Source organism: Lancefieldella parvula, from assembly GCF_963547875.1.
Classification (GTDB): Bacteria; Actinomycetota; Coriobacteriia; order Coriobacteriales; family Atopobiaceae; genus Lancefieldella; species Lancefieldella parvula_D.
Genome location: NZ_CAUUSI010000001.1, coordinates 212,255 through 227,899, shown reverse-complemented (window position 1 = coordinate 227,899; position 15,645 = coordinate 212,255). Strand labels below are relative to the sequence as shown.

At 44.3% G+C, this 15,645-nt stretch carries 22 protein-coding genes; 19 read left to right on the top strand and 3 right to left on the bottom strand.

Annotated elements, in window-relative coordinates:
* The first annotated feature begins 2 nt into the window (after window positions 1-2).
* The 3 genes from RWJ96_RS01145 (at window position 3) to RWJ96_RS01135 (ending at window position 4,313) form a co-directional block, all read left to right on the top strand.
* The gene (locus RWJ96_RS01145) at window positions 3-1,331 is read left to right on the top strand and encodes an aspartate kinase (protein WP_314018454.1); all 1,329 of its coding nucleotides are present in this window, start codon (window positions 3-5) and stop codon (window positions 1,329-1,331) included.
* Between the two features lie 2 nt (window positions 1,332-1,333).
* A complete protein-coding gene (locus tag RWJ96_RS01140) occupies window positions 1,334-2,356 on the top strand; it encodes an aspartate-semialdehyde dehydrogenase (RefSeq protein WP_314018453.1) in 1,023 nt (340 codons plus the stop codon).
* 742 nt (window positions 2,357-3,098) lie between these two features.
* Window positions 3,099-4,313 (top strand): tyrosine-type recombinase/integrase, encoded by a 1,215-nt coding sequence (locus tag RWJ96_RS01135; RefSeq protein WP_314018452.1) that lies wholly within the window; start codon window positions 3,099-3,101, stop codon window positions 4,311-4,313.
* A 31-nt stretch (window positions 4,314-4,344) separates the two neighbouring features.
* Here the strand turns inward: RWJ96_RS01135 and RWJ96_RS01130 are convergent, their stop codons facing one another.
* On the bottom strand, window positions 4,345-5,115 hold the full coding sequence (locus RWJ96_RS01130; protein WP_314018451.1) for a type I restriction enzyme HsdR N-terminal domain-containing protein: 771 nt from the start codon (window positions 5,113-5,115) through the stop codon (window positions 4,345-4,347).
* 108 nt (window positions 5,116-5,223) lie between these two features.
* Window positions 5,224-5,856 (bottom strand): XRE family transcriptional regulator, encoded by a 633-nt coding sequence (locus tag RWJ96_RS01125; RefSeq protein WP_314018450.1) that lies wholly within the window; start codon window positions 5,854-5,856, stop codon window positions 5,224-5,226.
* A gap of 139 nt (window positions 5,857-5,995) precedes the next feature.
* On the opposite strand from RWJ96_RS01125, the gene RWJ96_RS06865 reads away from it, so the two are divergent.
* Complete coding sequence (locus tag RWJ96_RS06865) at window positions 5,996-6,211, top strand: helix-turn-helix domain-containing protein (RefSeq protein WP_396427206.1); 216 nt, start codon at window positions 5,996-5,998, stop codon at window positions 6,209-6,211.
* A 316-nt stretch (window positions 6,212-6,527) separates the two neighbouring features.
* Window positions 6,528-6,782, top strand: a complete 255-nt coding sequence (locus tag RWJ96_RS01120) for a hypothetical protein (protein WP_314018449.1) — start codon at window positions 6,528-6,530, stop codon at window positions 6,780-6,782.
* A 13-nt stretch (window positions 6,783-6,795) separates the two neighbouring features.
* On the opposite strand, the gene RWJ96_RS01115 is transcribed toward RWJ96_RS01120, so the two are convergent.
* The gene (locus RWJ96_RS01115) at window positions 6,796-7,179 is read right to left on the bottom strand and encodes a hypothetical protein (protein WP_314018447.1); all 384 of its coding nucleotides are present in this window, start codon (window positions 7,177-7,179) and stop codon (window positions 6,796-6,798) included.
* Window positions 7,180-7,404: 225 nt separating this feature from the next.
* On the opposite strand from RWJ96_RS01115, the gene RWJ96_RS01110 reads away from it, so the two are divergent.
* The 14 genes from RWJ96_RS01110 (at window position 7,405) to RWJ96_RS01055 (ending at window position 15,246) form a co-directional block, all read left to right on the top strand.
* Window positions 7,405-8,211: a BRO family protein gene (locus RWJ96_RS01110; protein ID WP_314018445.1), complete on the top strand. Its 807-nt coding sequence runs from the start codon at window positions 7,405-7,407 to the stop codon at window positions 8,209-8,211.
* A 5-nt stretch (window positions 8,212-8,216) separates the two neighbouring features.
* Entirely contained in the window at window positions 8,217-8,402 is a 186-nt protein-coding gene (locus tag RWJ96_RS06860; protein WP_081433511.1) for a helix-turn-helix domain-containing protein, read from the top strand.
* A 3-nt stretch (window positions 8,403-8,405) separates the two neighbouring features.
* The gene (locus tag RWJ96_RS01105) at window positions 8,406-8,600 is read left to right on the top strand and encodes a hypothetical protein (RefSeq protein ID WP_314018443.1); all 195 of its coding nucleotides are present in this window, start codon (window positions 8,406-8,408) and stop codon (window positions 8,598-8,600) included.
* Entirely contained in the window at window positions 8,590-9,084 is a 495-nt protein-coding gene (locus RWJ96_RS01100) for a hypothetical protein (RefSeq protein ID WP_314018441.1), read from the top strand. Before RWJ96_RS01105 ends, RWJ96_RS01100 begins: the two co-directional genes overlap by 11 nt.
* On the top strand, window positions 9,077-9,388 hold the full coding sequence (locus tag RWJ96_RS06855; RefSeq protein ID WP_396427205.1) for a zinc-ribbon domain-containing protein: 312 nt from the start codon (window positions 9,077-9,079) through the stop codon (window positions 9,386-9,388). The genes RWJ96_RS01100 and RWJ96_RS06855 overlap by 8 nt, the downstream gene beginning before the upstream one ends.
* Window positions 9,375-9,665 (top strand): hypothetical protein, encoded by a 291-nt coding sequence (locus RWJ96_RS01095; protein WP_314018439.1) that lies wholly within the window; start codon window positions 9,375-9,377, stop codon window positions 9,663-9,665. The genes RWJ96_RS06855 and RWJ96_RS01095 overlap by 14 nt, the downstream gene beginning before the upstream one ends.
* Window positions 9,665-10,129 carry a DUF4406 domain-containing protein gene (locus RWJ96_RS01090; protein WP_314018437.1) on the top strand — a complete coding sequence of 155 codons (465 nt, stop codon included), beginning with the start codon at window positions 9,665-9,667 and terminating at the stop codon, window positions 10,127-10,129. The genes RWJ96_RS01095 and RWJ96_RS01090 overlap by 1 nt, the downstream gene beginning before the upstream one ends.
* A gap of 125 nt (window positions 10,130-10,254) precedes the next feature.
* A complete protein-coding gene (locus tag RWJ96_RS01085; RefSeq protein WP_314018435.1) occupies window positions 10,255-10,608 on the top strand; it encodes a hypothetical protein in 354 nt (117 codons plus the stop codon).
* Between the two features lie 39 nt (window positions 10,609-10,647).
* The gene (locus RWJ96_RS01080) at window positions 10,648-11,826 is read left to right on the top strand and encodes an Ig-like domain-containing protein (protein WP_314018433.1); all 1,179 of its coding nucleotides are present in this window, start codon (window positions 10,648-10,650) and stop codon (window positions 11,824-11,826) included.
* Entirely contained in the window at window positions 11,826-12,005 is a 180-nt protein-coding gene (locus RWJ96_RS01075) for a hypothetical protein (RefSeq protein WP_314018431.1), read from the top strand. The genes RWJ96_RS01080 and RWJ96_RS01075 overlap by 1 nt, the downstream gene beginning before the upstream one ends.
* Window positions 12,005-13,180 (top strand): tyrosine-type recombinase/integrase, encoded by a 1,176-nt coding sequence (locus tag RWJ96_RS01070; RefSeq protein ID WP_314018429.1) that lies wholly within the window; start codon window positions 12,005-12,007, stop codon window positions 13,178-13,180. The genes RWJ96_RS01075 and RWJ96_RS01070 overlap by 1 nt, the downstream gene beginning before the upstream one ends.
* 165 nt (window positions 13,181-13,345) lie before the next feature.
* On the top strand, window positions 13,346-13,651 hold the full coding sequence (locus RWJ96_RS01065; RefSeq protein WP_314018428.1) for a hypothetical protein: 306 nt from the start codon (window positions 13,346-13,348) through the stop codon (window positions 13,649-13,651).
* A 241-nt stretch (window positions 13,652-13,892) separates the two neighbouring features.
* Window positions 13,893-14,315 carry a single-stranded DNA-binding protein gene (locus RWJ96_RS01060; RefSeq protein WP_314018427.1) on the top strand — a complete coding sequence of 141 codons (423 nt, stop codon included), beginning with the start codon at window positions 13,893-13,895 and terminating at the stop codon, window positions 14,313-14,315.
* Window positions 14,316-14,766: 451 nt separating this feature from the next.
* Window positions 14,767-15,246, top strand: a complete 480-nt coding sequence (locus RWJ96_RS01055) for a hypothetical protein (RefSeq protein ID WP_314018426.1) — start codon at window positions 14,767-14,769, stop codon at window positions 15,244-15,246.
* Window positions 15,247-15,645 lie beyond the last annotated feature (399 nt).

Sequence of the window (15,645 nt, the reverse complement as noted above, 5' to 3'; positions counted from 1 at the left end):
AAATGATCAAAATTGCAAAATTTGGCGGCTCAAGTGTTGCTTCTGCAGAGCAGTTCAAAAAAGTTAAAGCTATTGTTGAAGCTGACCCTGATAGACGCTTTATTGTTTCGTCTGCAGCAGGAAAGCGCCACTCAACCGATAACAAGATTACGGATCTTTTGCTGCTGGTAAATGCCCACATTGAGTATCACGTTGATTGCACCTCTTTGCTTGCAGACATCGAGGCTCGCTTTGTGGAGATTGCTGATGAACTGGGAGTTGCATGGCCTGTCGCCGAGGAGTTTGAGAAGTTTGCTTCAAACATTAAGTCCTTCTCGCCAGAGTATGTAGTAAGTAGGGGTGAATGGTTCACCTGCCAGATCCTTGCTGAGTACCTTGGCCTGCCATTCGTTGATGCGGCAGACGTTATGCTGTTCCATCATGATGGCACCATTGATATGGAGCGCACTGCTTCTAGACTCAAAGAAGTTGTTGCTCGCAGCGGCTCGTTTGTGCTGCCTGGCTTCTACGGTGCTACCGTTGACGGTGCAATTAAGTTGTTCCAGCGCGGTGGTGGCGATATTACCGGCGCCATTGTCGCTCGCTGCCTAGACGCTGACTTGTATGAGAACTGGACTGACGTGTCTGGCTTCCTTTCTGCGGATCCTCGCATTGTTCAGAATCCACGCGCTATTGGCCGCATTACTTTTGACGAGATGCGCGAGCTTTCTTACATGGGCGCTTCCGTTCTTCAGGAAGAGGCAATTTTCCCTGTTCGTGAGGCAAACATTCCAATTCAGATCAAGAACACAAACCGTCCAGAAGACACGGGCACGGTTATCCGTGAGACTGCAGATGGCGATACAAACGAGCACTTGATTACAGGTATTGCAGGCAAGAAAGACTTCTTAGCTATTCATGTCAAGAAGGCTCACATGTCCAACGAGGTTGGCGTCATCAGCCGCGCTCTCAATATTGTTGAGCGTTACGGCGTCTCTGTTGAACACATCCCAACAGGCGTTGATTCTTTTGGTATTGTGGTAAATGCCTCCGACGTAAAGGATACGGTTTATTCCATCATCAGCGATATTCGTCGCGAGATTGAGCCTGATGACATTACGATGGTAGACCGCTTAGCTCTTGTTTCTGTTGTTGGTCGTAATATGTCTAGGCGTTCCGGCACCTCTGGTAAGATTTTTGGCGCGCTGGGCAATGCGGGCGTCAACATTCGCATGATTACGCAGAGCTCGGAAGAGATTAGTATTATTGTGGGCGTCGATAATGCCGACTTTGATCGCACAATTGGCGTCATTTATAACGGATTTGTTCGTGACGAAATGGTTTCGAGGTAACTATGGCTTTTGATCCAAACGGTAAGGTTGTTGCAATTCTTGGTGCTACCGGCGTTGTTGGTGCCCAGATGATGCAGTGCCTTGAAGAGCGTAATTTTCCTATCAAGGAGCTGGTGCTTCTGGCATCCGCTCGAAGCGCTGGTAAAACTATCGAATTTGCTGGCCAGCAGATTGTAATCCGCGAAGCAACACCAGAGGCTTTTGAGGGTGTAGATATTGTCCTTGGCGCAGCTGGCGACGAGCAGGCAAAAGAGCTGCTCCCTGAAGCGGTTAAGCGTGGATGCGTCTGCGTTGATAACTCCCATGCATTTAGAATGGACCCAAACGTTCCGCTGGTAATCCCAGAGATTAACGCCGAGGATATCAAGAACCATAACGGCATCATCTCTAATCCAAACTGTGCAACCATTATTGGCTTGGTACCTCTGTATCCTCTACATAAGGCAGCAGGTGCAAAGCGTATTATTGCGTCAACCTATCAGGCTGCATCAGGCGCTGGCCTTCCTGGCCTCACCAGCCTGAAGAATCAGATGGCTGACGTTGTTGCAGGTAGGGAAGTAACCGAGACCGCTCCTTTTGCATACCAGCTGGCAGTCAACCTGATCCCACAGATTGGCGGCTTTGATGAGGTTGGCTACACTTCCGAGGAAATGAAGATGCAAAACGAGGGTCGCAAGATCATGCACCTTCCTGAGCTGCGCGTTAACTGCACCTGTGTTCGCGTCCCAACGATGCGCTCTCACTCTGAGTCCATCACTGTTGAGTTCGAGCGTCCTTTGAGCCCAGATGAGGCTCGTGCAATTCTTGAGGATGCTCCAGGAATCAAGGTTGTGGACAACCCAGCAGAGCTTCAGTACCCAATGCCTCTTGATACTTCTGACCAGGACCTTATCTATGTTGGTCGTATTCGCGAGGATCTTTCCGCTGATAAAGATACTAACGCACTTACGTTCTTCTGCTGTGGCGACCAGATTAGGAAGGGTGCCGCAACAAACGCTGTCCAGATTGCAGAGTACCTGCTGTAATATCTGGCGTGCAGCCACGCTCACATCATTTTCGTTGACCAAGTACCCGTTCGATTCTATTTCGTGGAATCGAACGGGTATTTTTGTGCGTCCGAGTCAAATTTTTCAGCGATAGAGTGCCATTCGGCAGCAAAGTGGTAAAAAATGCGTTTAGTTGGAGTATCCAAAAATGCTTAGTTTCTATGCAAACCATCTACCAGCAATTTTACGTGGACAAAATTGTGGAAATTAGTACAAAATTTCTGAGCTGGGTAAACGTAAGTGACAAAATTTTGAAGTCCAAAAATAAACTCCAACTAAACGGATTTTTTACCCAAAACAGCACCTCTAATTTAATACATCAATTTCTTGATTAGTTTTCCTGCATATCAGCCATTGTTTATGCAAAAATCACCTATCTAAATAGTTAAAACTTTTATTCGAACAGGTATTCTACTTTTACAGTAGCCATACAGTTTGGGTGCAAAAAGGGTGCGCTTGTAAAAAATTTTAACAAAAAAGGTAGGCGGCAAGCCGCCTACCTTGGGTTTCTGGTGCCTCCTGCGCGATTCGAACGCGCGACCTGCGGTTTAGAAGTTATGTTTTCTACCGCTCATTATGTTTCGTTACGCTCGATAAATGCCGTTACGACCTGCAAAAACAAATTTTTGTCCGGTGTGTATAGTAAAACAATTCATACAGTTTGGAGGCAGTTTGGAGGCAGCGCCTTCAACTAACTTGTTGCACGTTAAGGAGAAATGGCATGAATATCTCAGTCAGATTACGTGGCAAGGTTTGGCAAGCAAGGGTGAGGTTCCGTGGAGCAGATGGACTTATTCATGAGAAGCATCATTCTTTGAGTGCTCCATCAGATAAGACTGGTCGAGGCAAAAAGACTGCCATGCTTGAGGCTGAGAAGTGGGTTAAGGATGCAGGGTTTGTTGAGATTGTTGAACAGAGTCAGGCAACAAGACTTGATTGCTCAGCGTACACATACTGTCTCAATTACTTTAAGAGCCTCGTGGCCACGCAACAAATAGAACGTCGTACTTATACGTCTTACAAGAATAGTATTCGCTATATAGATCTCTTCTTTGGTGAGAAACGATTACAGGACATTACTATTACAGACGTTGAGATGTATGTGTCCTGGCTTTACGACTCCAACTACTCAGCAAATACCATCAAGAAGGCTTTCAATGGATTACGTCAATGTACACGCCATGCTGTAGCGATTAGAGATCTGCAATATGACCCTTGCGCGTCAATCAAGGCTCCTAGGGGCCAACTTGCACCGCCAAATCCACTAGATGAGCCTTCCCGCAGAAAGCTTCAAGTTATGCTTGCCGCTCTTGAGCTGTCTCCAATGGTCATTGCAACGTATTTGGCATATTTTACTGGCATGAGGCGCGAGGAGTGCTGCGGGCTTCAGTGGAAGGATATAAAGCTCAAAGCTGAGGACGTCACAGCACACCTATGCCGCGCTATTTCGTATGATGGCGGTAAGACATACATCAAAGGCTTAAAGAATGGCAAAACTAGAACCGTGCCCGTACCAGCTCCGCTTGTGGACATTCTTAAGCAATGGCGCACCAAGTACATTGAAGACTGTATGTTGATGGGGATTGCGTTTAATGAAGAGATGTATGTCCTTGGAGACTTCTCAGGCGAGTATCTCAGACCAGAGCGAGTCACAGCATGGTGGAAGAGACACTCGGAAGAATGGGGGCTTTTAGGAACGCAGGGGAGACGGCCAGTCTTTCATGATCTGCGTCATACGTATGCCACAATTGCGGTTAGGACCATGGACATCAAGAGTGCGCAAGATATTCTTGGCCACAGCGATATTAATATGACAATGCGCTATGCAGATACAGACATGGAACAGCTTCAGAGAGCTGGCAGAGCTATCGGAGAAGCTCTTAATGATGCCAACAAAGACGGTGCAGAAATATTACAGCTACGCCGAGCGGTATAAAAAGAGGAGCTTTGCGCTCCTCTTTTTTGTTTTACTCTTCTTCAGATGCAGCTTTCGATTTTGTAACAGGCTTCTTACGCTCGTCTTTTTTCATTTTTGCAATTGCCTTACGGCTGTCATCTGTTACCTTTTCGGGCAAGAATAGGCGCGAGATTAGGGCTTCTGCAATTTCTGAATTTTTAAGGTTCTGACCTGTGGTGTTCTTGATAGCAACTCGCAGCTTATTAATGACCTCAGTTGAGATGATATGGTCCGCAAGATTCTCTCCAGAGAGGGCAATGCGTCTCTGATAATAGTCGTCAATCTCATTCTTACGATGTGCTTCTTCAGAGAGCAGGTAAAGCAGCTCTGTTTTCTGCGCTGGGGCTGTTTCTTTGTCGGAGATAGTGACTCTGAATACTAGCTTTGTGACAGGGATTTTGCCTTCGAGTTTAGTGCGGTAGACCTGCCAATCATCACCATTCGTAAGAATAATCCAGTCAATGCCTTCGTCAACAGCATATTGACGCGCTTGATTAAGGTGTGTTTCCTTGAGCTTAAGCCCAATCTGCTTAACCTCAACAACAAATACCTCTTCATCGGATGTGCGAACAACATAATCTGCAAAGCGGGAGCCAATCATTTGCTCTGCTGTGACATTGTCAAATCTATCCCAACCAAGATACTCACACAGAATGTCTGAGACAATCTTGCGAGTGTCAGCTTCTTTGAAGTCTTCAGCGCGTCCCTTCTCAACAATCGTAGTCATGCGCCTTAAACCCTTTTTAATGCGGTCTCTTGCCTTGTCTTGGTAAACAGCCATTTCTTAAACCCTTTCACAATTCCTTCAAACTTTTATATATCGGACTTAGTTTTTGTCCGGTGTTACGACTAAATTGAAACGCATGTTCTTTGAGAATTAAACATGTCTTTAGATTTCAAATCCGAATGGGACCAAGTACCATACAACTTCACCAATAATCGAAACTGATTGTGTGCCAATCTCGTTAAAGTCGAATATTTGTGACCTAAATGTAGGATCTATGCTGTCTGGGATGAGCTCATAGCCGTTTGATAATGTCTTTACGCGTTGAATGGTTGCATTAAAGCCATTTACACACACTGCATAAGCCTTCATAGGCTCAGTTGCTTCCCTGCAAGGATTGATAAGTGCGTAGCATCCATTTGGCAGCACACGGTTCATAGAGTCATCAGCAACTTTTAAAAGAAAAGCCTGTGGATATTTATTATGAATCTCTGCCGGGATATCGTATGTCTTATCGACGTCAATCATTTCAATGGAAGTGCCTGCAGCGATTGAGTCTAAGAGCGGGACTGGAACCATATCAGAAGCTTCTGATAATTCTGGTTTACTAGACATTCCAAGAAGATACGCCAAACTTACATTCAAAATCTCAGACATTTCAATCATCTTATCCATGCGGATATTAACTTGATTAGTCTCATATCTTTGGATTGTTTGCTGAGTAGTCCTCATTTTCTCGGCTAGTTCAGCTTGTGTAATATTTCTAAGCTTACGTGCTTCAGCAATTTGGTATTTCATTACCGCTCACCTTCAGTTACACGCATTGTATTGTCTTCATAATAATTACACACTTTTTGTGTTGTATCAAACACTTTTTGTGTGTATTATCTACATCGATAACACACAGAATTTGTGTATTTGAAAGGAGGTGCTAAAGATGAGAATGAATATGAAGGCTGAAAGAGCAAGATGCGGTCTATCTGCAAGTGAGGCCGCCAAAAGAATCGGCGTCTCAACAAACACTCTTTTACGCTGGGAATCTGGTGAGAATACCCCTCTTTCAGAAAACCTTATGAAACTTGCGAGGCTTTATAACTGCACACCTGATTACTTACTCGGTGTGGGTAATTTCAGAACACGAATCACATGTTAAGCGAATAAGCACTTCTTAGAATCACGTTCTTTGTAAAAGGAATAGACGCAAATCGTCCCAGGGAAACTTACAAAAGCTTGCTTGTTCTTTGAGTTTTACGAGTACCTGGAGAAATAAAGCTTAGCCGTGAATAGTAGCGGTAAAAACGTTGCATGGTCATCACGTTAACCATGTAGAGTCTTGTGACTCGCTACGTCAAGGGACTTCAGACGTATAGAGCGGGCATAGACGCTTTGATTCTATGTAAAGTTCTGCAGAAGTTTCGCTCTTAGTTGTTAAAACAAAGAGCTTTAATCTCTATGGAGATCTGAGAAAAATGCCAATACCTCAAAATACTGGCTCGGCTTGGTCATATCACTGGGAGCCTAAAATCGAGCATAAGCTCGAACCAGAAAAAGCCAAGGCACCACACACCACAATATCTCACATTAAGGGAGCATCACTTATAAAGAGTTGTTTTAACGATGCTTATTACGCCAGTGAAGATGGTGGGAACCTGTGGTTTCTTGGTAGTTTTGAAACAGCTCAAGAAGCAAGTGGAGCTTTTAAAAGATGGGCAAAATGCCATTAGAAAAAACAGCCGCTTACTTGAAAATCGCTACAAGCAAAGACACTAGAGCGATAACAACAGAGGCGATTGAGACACGTCGTGAGAACCAAGTTTCTTTTCTTGCATCTTTTACGTATCCCTTAAATGCCTCATTTTGAGCATTTAAAACACGGGCTTGTTCTTTTAAGACATCCAGCAATTCGTTAATTCTCAATTGCTCATCAAGTGGGGTTAGCTTAACAGTGTCAGCAACTCTAAATGTAGATAGATCTTGAGCGCGGGCTTGCATGTCGTCCTGTTTTTGTTTTAACACCTCGTCAATATTCGGAATATCTTCAAAGGGGGTGTGAACCTTGGGAAATCTTAAAGATTTAGCAACTTTAATAGCTTCCTTTTGTATGGAGCTTAAGTTATCCATTAGAAAACATCCAATCCGTATGCTTTCATGCTTGGTTTCGGTTCTATCACTTATTTTTTCAGTTTACTGCATTTTTGCTTGCTCAAAGACAGCAAGCGTCGTTGGCTTATGTGTTGCAGTGTTTGCTCTTTGTTTTGCAGGTCTTATTTATTAACAAGATAAAAGTGCCCTCCTCACGGGGCAACGTGGGAGAGCGTGTCCAAAAACAGTAGAAAGGCTGATTAAATGGACAATACAAGTATACAAGTTTTTAGCTCTCAACAGTTTGGAGAGCTAAGAGCTCTTAAAGGATCTGATGGAGAACCTTGGTTCGTAGCTAAAGATGTCTGTGAGATTCTTGGAGTTGGAAATAGTAGACAAGCTCTAAGTCGTCTTGACGACGATGAAAAGGGTGTCATTTTAAATGACACCCCTGGAGGAAGGCAAAGCGTTTCCATTGTCAATGAGGCTGGTTTCTACAGCCTTGTACTTTCTTCTCGTAAGCCAGAAGCTCGAGAGTTTAAGCGCTGGGTTACTCATGAAGTACTTCCATCAATTCGACGTTCTGGAGGCTACATCGCCACAGATGGCTCAGAGAGTAATGAAGACCTTCTCGCTCGTGCGGTTCTAGTGGCAAATGAAGCTATCCAGCGTAAGGATGCACAGCTTAAAGAGCAGCAGCGTCAGCTCTATGAGAAGGATACGACCATCATCGAGCAAGGTGTCAGAATTGACGAGCTCGCACCGAAGGCGGGAGTGTATGACACGGTTATTAGTGTCAAAGGCACGATGACAATTACAGACGCCGCGCGATATCTTGCACAATACGACCCTCTCATGAACCGAAAACGTCTTTTTGCCCTTCTCCGCGCTGATGGCATGATTTGCCAGGGGAGTAACGCTCCTACTAAGCGAGGAATTGAGACAGGCAGATTCGTGCAGATCATGAGTACCCGTCGAGACGGCAAATCAAATGAGCCTTATGCCAGGATGACGCAAAAAGGCTTTGACTGGTGCGTTACCGCTTACTGTACAGTTCCACTCGTTGATTAGCTCTTATGGAGAGCTTGCGAAACACTGAGCTTATTACCGTTGAACAGGCTTCTCAACTATTAGGCATACCAGTTTCCACGATGCGCAAGATGTGCGCTCGAGGGGAGGTGTATGCCAAGAAAGCCGGTAAACGATGGCTCATTAACAAACGGATTCTCTTGAGCCTTTATGGCTTGCATTCTAAGGAATAACAAATGAAAAAAAGAATATTTCTTGTGGCTTTGCTGCCCTTGCTGGTCTACTTCACAGCTGACTGCTTGGGCATTTTTGAGCCGCACAATGTGGCATATCTGATGGCTTTCAGGTATGCCCTAATCGCATATGGCCTTGTTGGAGCTTTAGCCGTATGGCTTAAAGACAAAGAGAAAGAGGTTTGCAATGCTGACTAGACAGGAGTGTCAAGAGATTGCAGAGAGAGCCAAAGCATGTAAGAAAGAAGAAGAGCTTAACTGGGACCAATATTCATACGTTCTTTTGGGTGTTTCTTGTTGGAGGAATGATGAAGAGCTCTTAGACCGCATTGTCGACCTATGCGACACATCAAACATGATTGAGCTGCCACGTGATAAAGACGGTGAGGTTATCCGTATTCACGATGTTGTGTATGACAACACTGGAATGGAATGGGAAGTTAGAGAATTTAGATTCCCGTTCGATGGTGCTTGTATTTATGCTCGTACCGATGATGACTATTCCACGTTTCGCCCAGACGAACTCACTCACAAAGTTACAACTATTGAAGAGAATATTGAAGAGTTCAATAAAGCCGTCAAAGTAACCGCTCAATATGTCGAAGCGTCAATGAATAAATGCGTTGAGGCAATGAAAAAGCTAGCCGAAGTGTTCAATAGGCTAGGTGATAGCGATGACTAACCGTGAAGAGGTAGCGAAGAGGTGGCGAAAAGTCGGCGAGAGGTTAGACAAAGAACCTCCGATAAGTCTTACGGGTACAGCATGTATAACACTTTGGGAGCTTTTGGAATCTGCTGGAATACGTGATAACAATTCTTACAGTGATGTATTTAGCCGTCTAGCCGACCTTATCGACACTACATGCAAGCAAGTTGAAGCTAGCAACAACATCGTCTGCTCCGAGTGCGGAGCTGACTTATATGACGATGACTTGTATTGCGTCCGCTGCGGTGCAAGGGTGGTGCGTCGTAATGACAAAGCGTGATTATCGAGACATTAAAGAGTTAAAGAGCTATGTATATGACCCAGATACAAGCACGGGAGATTATGAGCTCTGTCCAAATTGTGCTGTTTCATTCAAGACGTCGAACATTGAAGTTGTTGATATGCAAGACGGCGATTGTGATTACGGTATTTGTCCTCATTGCGGAGTTCTTCTCAAATTGTACCTAGTACCAACGTATTATTTCGACCCTGTAATCTGCTCTGTTGAAGAATTTGAGAAGGAAGCGTGCATTAAGTTAAGTGAAGAGGGTCAGTAATGGATCCTGTTGAGAAAGCTGTTGACCTCATCGAGCGTTATGCCTTACTGGCATATTTGAGTAATGGTGAAACTCTCGGTAGTGACATAAATGGCAAGCGAGTGTACTTATCAGGACCGATTACTAACACAAAGAACTATAAAGGTTTGTTTATGTTTACTGAAGAGCTTGTTGGTTATGGTCAAGCTAAACAGATCTATAACCCTGCCGCAGAGATTCCTTCAAGTTCTAGCTGGGAACAGGCAATGCATCGATGCCTTTCAGAAATTACTAATTACGACACAGTAGTAATGCTGCCCGGCTGGAATGTTTCTCGTGGTGCAAAACTTGAGCGTGATGTTGCGCTTGCATGTGGAATGCGTGTTGTTGATTTCGGTGAAAACAAGATTATTTATGTCCTTTATGACGCACTCAAAAAGACTCTTGAAAGACTCTTGAAAGACTCTTGTAAGTCATCTTATTAATAGAAAGGAGGCTCATATGGGTGCCGCAGATATTGTTGTTCTAGTTTTCTGTATTCTCGCTGGTATTGCTTTTGCTTTTAGCGACTAAATTCCTCATTTTCTAAAATCGAATAGAAAGGTATTCCATGGATACTGATATTGCCAATCGCGTTATCACGGAAATATCCAGTCGATTAGGCGTCGGATATTCTGTATTTTCGGATGCTGTAGCACAGTATGCGCAGACGAAAGCGACAGAAAGTCTTATATATTCAGTCGTGCTTTTCTGCGCGGCTCTCTTAACCGTTATCATCTATTACTTTGTGATGTGGCGAAACAGCTCCATAGAACCAGAAGCCAAAGCTTTTATTGGGTTTTTGTTCGCGGTTATTTTTGCAAGCGTTGTTATTCCTGGCACTTTAACTCTTGTGAGTTATTTCAACTGGTCAAGCGCACCACAAGGCATGTTCCTACGAGAAATTATTGAGTCAATTAAATAATTCCCCATTTATCACAACCTAATAGAAAGGCTTTTTACCATGAAGAAGGTTCTTCAATGGCTGGCTGTTTGCGTGTTTGCTGCGCTGGTATTTGTTCCAGCTCTCGCACAAGCTCAAACCGTACCAACCACAATCACCAACTTTAGAGTTACCGATAAGAACAGGCAGGGCTTAACCTCTGCATTCACGAACCAAGACATCTATTTAACCGCTTCGTGGAGTGCAACGGGCGAGGTTCACGAGGGCGACACATTCTCGCTTGGTATTCCGGACATTCTCGACTTTCCAGCAATGAACGCAGCAAGTTTTAACATCTACGCCCCGGACGGCGAAGTTATGGCAACGGCGCAAGTAACACCCGGACGCGTCACGATCACATACACGTCATGGGTCGAAGGCAAAGACCGCGTGCAGGGTACGCTATGGCTGGCGGCTCATGTCAAGGCTGACGCAGCGGCAGGCACAACCACGCTAAGGCTCATTGATGAAGTCACAGGACAGGTTGTCGAGACTAGCTTCGAGACACGACATTATGGCACTATCCAGCACGAGGTCATCGCCAAATGGGGCGTCAAGACCGACCACGGCACGGTAGAGTGGTCAGTTAGACTCAACCACGCAGCGGATAACCTTACTAACGTTGTACTAGAGGACACAGCGCAAGAAGGTACACGCATTATTCCCGGCTCATTCCGTTTGTACCGTGTCCACATGGACGCATACAGCAACATTGACCCATCAAGCTGGGTGCGTGTAAGTGTTCCCGAGCCAGTAATCAACGGTAGCGGCTTCACGTGGGACTTGTCCAGCGTTGACTTCCAAGGCAACCAGTACTTCATGTATTACGAAACCGAGGGAACAGGGACAACCTCGAACGCAATCCAGCTAAAGAGCCGCGAGACAACGCAGGGCTCACGTTATCAATTCGTCAACCAGGAAAGCGGCGGCAACGGCAACGGCGATAATCGACCACAGCCAACTGAGCCGGAGACTCCACCTACTCAAGAGCCTAATCCAGGACCACAGCCACAGCCTACTCCACAGGACGTAGACCCAGAACCACAGCCTAAGCCTGAGCCAGCAAAGCCAGTGAAGAAGGTAAAGAAGGCTGTTCTGCCTTCAACTGGCGATACCCAAAACGTTGCAGTTGTTGCTGGTATTGGAGTTATCGCAATTATTGTTGCACTGGTGATGAGTATGCCACTAAGGAGAGACTAATGAACCCTAAAGAAGCAGAAGACAGAGAGCGTCTTGAAAAGATGACGATGAAGGAAATCAAGGCAATCGCAAAGGACGAGGGCATCGCTCTCGGATATGACGGCTCAAGAAAAGCGAATGCGATTGGCTTGATTCTTGAATGGAGACGCTTTAAAGGCTGCTACATGGAGCGTTACTAATGAACCGCACCATAAAAGTCAGGAAAAATTCGAACGGCATTTGGTGCTGTCGACTTTACTTGGGAAGGAATCTTAACGGCAAAATCATCCAGCCTTATGCAAGCTTTCCTGCAGCAAAAACGCAAAAAGAAGCTGAAGAGCTGGCCACTATGTGGGCTTCACATATTACGTCAGACGGCAAAGTAAAAAGTACTCAGCTCACTGACTTGCTTCTTGAATATGTGTCAATTAAGCGAAGAAATGGCGCGAGCCCTAATACCACAAGGCAGCATGAAGGCTTTATTAGAAACCATATCAACGGGCGGCTTGGTAAAGAGGATGTAAGGAGTATTACGTCCTCTTTACTTACTTCTTTTGAGCAGGATCTATTGAAGAAAGGGCTGTCTCGAAACAGCGTAATTAACCTGCATCAATTCTTAAGAGGTGCATACAATTACTTTGTTTCTGCTGGCATATGCGACTATAACCCGCTTATTAATGTAGCCAAGCCGTCTAGGGAAGTCCATGAAGCTGTCTCCATTGAAGAATGGGGTTTCGCTGGAATAAGTACTCTTATTAATTCCAGAATTACTACAGCCATTCAAGAGAATGAGTTTAATTCACGTGTTGTTTGCGCATTTGCTGCATGGCTTTCGTTAGTCACGGGAATGCGCTGCGGTGAAGTTTGTGCTGTCAGATACAGTGATGTAAACATGCTATATAAGCACGTTCACGTATCTGGTACTGTCATTGAAGAGTCTTACAGAAAGCCATATAGACGAGAGTCTACTAAGGGTAAGAGATCAAGAAACATAGCCATTACTGACTCAGACATTAGCTTCATTAGCGATTACATGAAGCTTCAGAAAGCTCATATTGCCTTTGTAGAGTCTTCTACACCACTAATTAGTCTTGATGGCTCATACATGCGCCCTACGAGCGTCTCGAGGTCCTTTACACGTATGAGACGCATTCTCCAGCTACCTCAAGGAATCACATTCCATTCACTCAGACATACTCACGCGTCTTGGTGTTTAGCAAGTGGTGTCGATTTAAAGACTCTTTCAGAGCGTCTTGGCCACGCTGACCCAGCAACGACATTGAGAATCTATTCCCATTTGCTTCCTGGACGTGACAGGGGAGCGGCAGAAGCGTTTGGAGACGCTCTGAGAACCATTGAGCAAAGAGAACTCTAATCGCTCCATGTTTTAAAGGCTTGTTGCAATTTGTTGCAATCAGCAATTTTCAATCAAGTTGAATTCTACAAAAAGCGTTCATTCAACTTGGAATTTCTTTTCCCCCTTTAGTGAGTGCTAGATAAGAAGTAATTATCAGACAATTAAAGAAAGGTAGACAACAGCATGGCTATTTCTAAAGTTACAAAGGATCTACGCAGATTGCTTGACGCTCAAAATATTCCTTGGGAAGACCATTCTGGATTTACTACTGAGCGAACTTGGATTCCATTAGATGATGGGTCTGTACTTTGTTGTTTGTGCTCTTATTACGTAACGCCAAGTGGCATTGAGTATGGTGTCACAAGAGGATTTCCGTTAAAGCTTGAGGTTTCTATTATTCATTCGATAGATGATTATTCGTCTGAAGCGGGAATGCCTAAGACACCAGAAGAGATTCTGGAGGTGCTTGGTAGACATGGAGCGAAGTAAATACTGCCAAGAGTTGTGTGACGCTCTAGAGCTTTATGGGAAGACGTGGACTGACCGCAGCAACGCTTGTGTTGAGCACATTTATTTTAAGTCTCGTGGTAACTGGGTTTCAGTTCTATATGGTGACGATATTAGAGGCTTCCCGCATAAGTTCCTTGTTTGGGAAATGTCTAATTACTCATATTCACCTCGTGTAATGGACGTTGAAAAAATCATCGATAAGTATTTTTAGGAGTTCGACATGTCAATTAATCACGTTAATATCTCCGGAAACCTTACAAGAGACCCGGAGCTCCGCTCTACTGCAGGAGGAACAAATATCCTTTCGTTTGGTGTAGCTGTTAATGACCGACGCAAGAATCCGCAAACGGGCAAATGGCAAGATGTCCCTAATTTCATTGATTGCATTGTTTTCGGTCAGCGTGCTGAAGCTCTTTCACGTTTTATCTCCAAGGGTGCAAAGGTCTCTATTGACGGAAAACTACACTACAGCTCGTGGGAAACTAAGGACGGCCAGCGTCGCAGCAAGCTTGAAGTTGTTGTAGAGGAGATTGAGTTTCTTTCAAAGCCTCAAACAACAGCTGCCACAGCGCAGGGCCAACCTTCATTCACAGCACCACAGGCACCGGAAGTAGAGCTTTACGATTCTGACATTCCGTTCTAAAGAATAATTAAATTATTTATTAGTTAGGTAGAGCCTTCGCAAAGGGGTCTTGGAGTCATCTGAGACCCCTAAATTAAGAAAACTAGGCTAAAAATTATGTAGATTTTGTTGGTTGCGCTCATTAAAGTTCGTTACGCTCGATACGCTCATTATGCGAATTTCGATGTGCTATACTTGCTTCGCTTTTCTATCTAAAAGCGTAACGGTATAGCAGAAAGCAGCTTGCGAATTGCACGCAAAGCAATTTCGCAAAGCGGCGGAGAAAGGCTCGCAAGCGTACCGGTTGCGCACCCTCCTATAAAAAATTAGAGGTTATTCCGCCCAACAATACAATAATGTTTATAAGTTGTAGAAAACTTGTAGACATAATGTTGAAAACTCTCTATCAAGCCAGCTAAATCATATAATTTAAATAACTACTATAACTAAACGTATCTACGTTTGGAGAATTATGGATTACAGTGGTTTAACTGCATCAGAGTTCTTTCATGGTGTAGCAGAAGCATCAAGAGAGAATACAAGAGCATTGCAACAGATTATGAGCCTTCAAGAGACCGAAGGAGCAAAAGCTCAATCGTATTCAGCTGGTGGGAGCAAGGGCTCAAATAAAGATACGATGGCAAAAGTTGATAAGCGCATAGATCTAGAAGCATTGTTGTCTAAAAGAATGAATGACAATTATGACTATATCAATGACGCTTACACGCTTCTGTACGGTGTGAGCCAACTCGGAGACGGCGGCATATGTCAATTAATGAGCAGCTCTATTTATGCGGATTTGCTTCAATGGCGCTATCTTCAATGCCTGACGTGGAGTGATGTGTCTGAAAGACTTCTTACTCCTGTGCGAACACTACAACAGTTAGAACGTGAAGTCTTTGAGACAATTGACGAAGAGAATTATATTGAAAAATTCTTGAAAAATAAATAATCTTTTTTGCCTTTTTGCTTGTAATATATAGATAGTAGTTATATACTATATACAACAAGAAAGGAGGTGAGAGATGGAAGAAAAGATATGGCAATTATTTCTCGCAATCTTCACAGCAGTAGCTACTGTCACAGTTGAAAAGATTGCAGAGAAACTAAAAAAGTCCCACCCCGACGAAGAGTAAGGACTTAAAGCCAAAGGGGATATCAGTTGCAGCTGGTATCTCCTAGGCTCTAAGATTAGCATAAAGGAGCACAAAATGGAAAACGTATTACTCATATTAGTTACTGTTGCAGTAACGCACATTCTCTACAAGACCATTCGCAAGAAGGAAAGTCGATAATGGCCACTAGTGAAGCTCAAAAGCGGGCAAGTGCTAAGTATCGCAAAAACAACGTT

What these genes read in the sequence shown, in the direction of transcription:
- RWJ96_RS06860 (WP_081433511.1), top strand. Translation starts at nt 8,217, where the DNA reads ATGGAGAGCTTGCGAAACACTGAGCTTATTACCGTTGAACAGGCTTCT.
- RWJ96_RS06855 (WP_396427205.1), top strand. Translation starts at nt 9,077, where the DNA reads ATGACTAACCGTGAAGAGGTAGCGAAGAGGTGGCGAAAAGTCGGCGAG.
- RWJ96_RS01140 (WP_314018453.1), top strand. Translation starts at nt 1,334, where the DNA reads ATGGCTTTTGATCCAAACGGTAAGGTTGTTGCAATTCTTGGTGCTACC.
- RWJ96_RS01060 (WP_314018427.1), top strand. Translation starts at nt 13,893, where the DNA reads ATGTCAATTAATCACGTTAATATCTCCGGAAACCTTACAAGAGACCCG.
- RWJ96_RS01100 (WP_314018441.1), top strand. Translation starts at nt 8,590, where the DNA reads ATGCTGACTAGACAGGAGTGTCAAGAGATTGCAGAGAGAGCCAAAGCA.
- RWJ96_RS01080 (WP_314018433.1), top strand. Translation starts at nt 10,648, where the DNA reads ATGAAGAAGGTTCTTCAATGGCTGGCTGTTTGCGTGTTTGCTGCGCTG.
- RWJ96_RS01145 (WP_314018454.1), top strand. Translation starts at nt 3, where the DNA reads ATGATCAAAATTGCAAAATTTGGCGGCTCAAGTGTTGCTTCTGCAGAG.
- RWJ96_RS01090 (WP_314018437.1), top strand. Translation starts at nt 9,665, where the DNA reads ATGGATCCTGTTGAGAAAGCTGTTGACCTCATCGAGCGTTATGCCTTA.
- RWJ96_RS01085 (WP_314018435.1), top strand. Translation starts at nt 10,255, where the DNA reads ATGGATACTGATATTGCCAATCGCGTTATCACGGAAATATCCAGTCGA.
- RWJ96_RS01105 (WP_314018443.1), top strand. Translation starts at nt 8,406, where the DNA reads ATGAAAAAAAGAATATTTCTTGTGGCTTTGCTGCCCTTGCTGGTCTAC.
- RWJ96_RS01070 (WP_314018429.1), top strand. Translation starts at nt 12,005, where the DNA reads ATGAACCGCACCATAAAAGTCAGGAAAAATTCGAACGGCATTTGGTGC.
- RWJ96_RS01115 (WP_314018447.1), bottom strand. Translation starts at nt 7,179, where the DNA reads ATGGATAACTTAAGCTCCATACAAAAGGAAGCTATTAAAGTTGCTAAA.
- RWJ96_RS01075 (WP_314018431.1), top strand. Translation starts at nt 11,826, where the DNA reads ATGAACCCTAAAGAAGCAGAAGACAGAGAGCGTCTTGAAAAGATGACG.
- RWJ96_RS01055 (WP_314018426.1), top strand. Translation starts at nt 14,767, where the DNA reads ATGGATTACAGTGGTTTAACTGCATCAGAGTTCTTTCATGGTGTAGCA.
- RWJ96_RS01120 (WP_314018449.1), top strand. Translation starts at nt 6,528, where the DNA reads ATGCCAATACCTCAAAATACTGGCTCGGCTTGGTCATATCACTGGGAG.
- RWJ96_RS01095 (WP_314018439.1), top strand. Translation starts at nt 9,375, where the DNA reads ATGACAAAGCGTGATTATCGAGACATTAAAGAGTTAAAGAGCTATGTA.
- RWJ96_RS01110 (WP_314018445.1), top strand. Translation starts at nt 7,405, where the DNA reads ATGGACAATACAAGTATACAAGTTTTTAGCTCTCAACAGTTTGGAGAG.
- RWJ96_RS01125 (WP_314018450.1), bottom strand. Translation starts at nt 5,856, where the DNA reads ATGAAATACCAAATTGCTGAAGCACGTAAGCTTAGAAATATTACACAA.
- RWJ96_RS01135 (WP_314018452.1), top strand. Translation starts at nt 3,099, where the DNA reads ATGAATATCTCAGTCAGATTACGTGGCAAGGTTTGGCAAGCAAGGGTG.
- RWJ96_RS01065 (WP_314018428.1), top strand. Translation starts at nt 13,346, where the DNA reads ATGGCTATTTCTAAAGTTACAAAGGATCTACGCAGATTGCTTGACGCT.
- RWJ96_RS06865 (WP_396427206.1), top strand. Translation starts at nt 5,996, where the DNA reads ATGAGAATGAATATGAAGGCTGAAAGAGCAAGATGCGGTCTATCTGCA.
- RWJ96_RS01130 (WP_314018451.1), bottom strand. Translation starts at nt 5,115, where the DNA reads ATGGCTGTTTACCAAGACAAGGCAAGAGACCGCATTAAAAAGGGTTTA.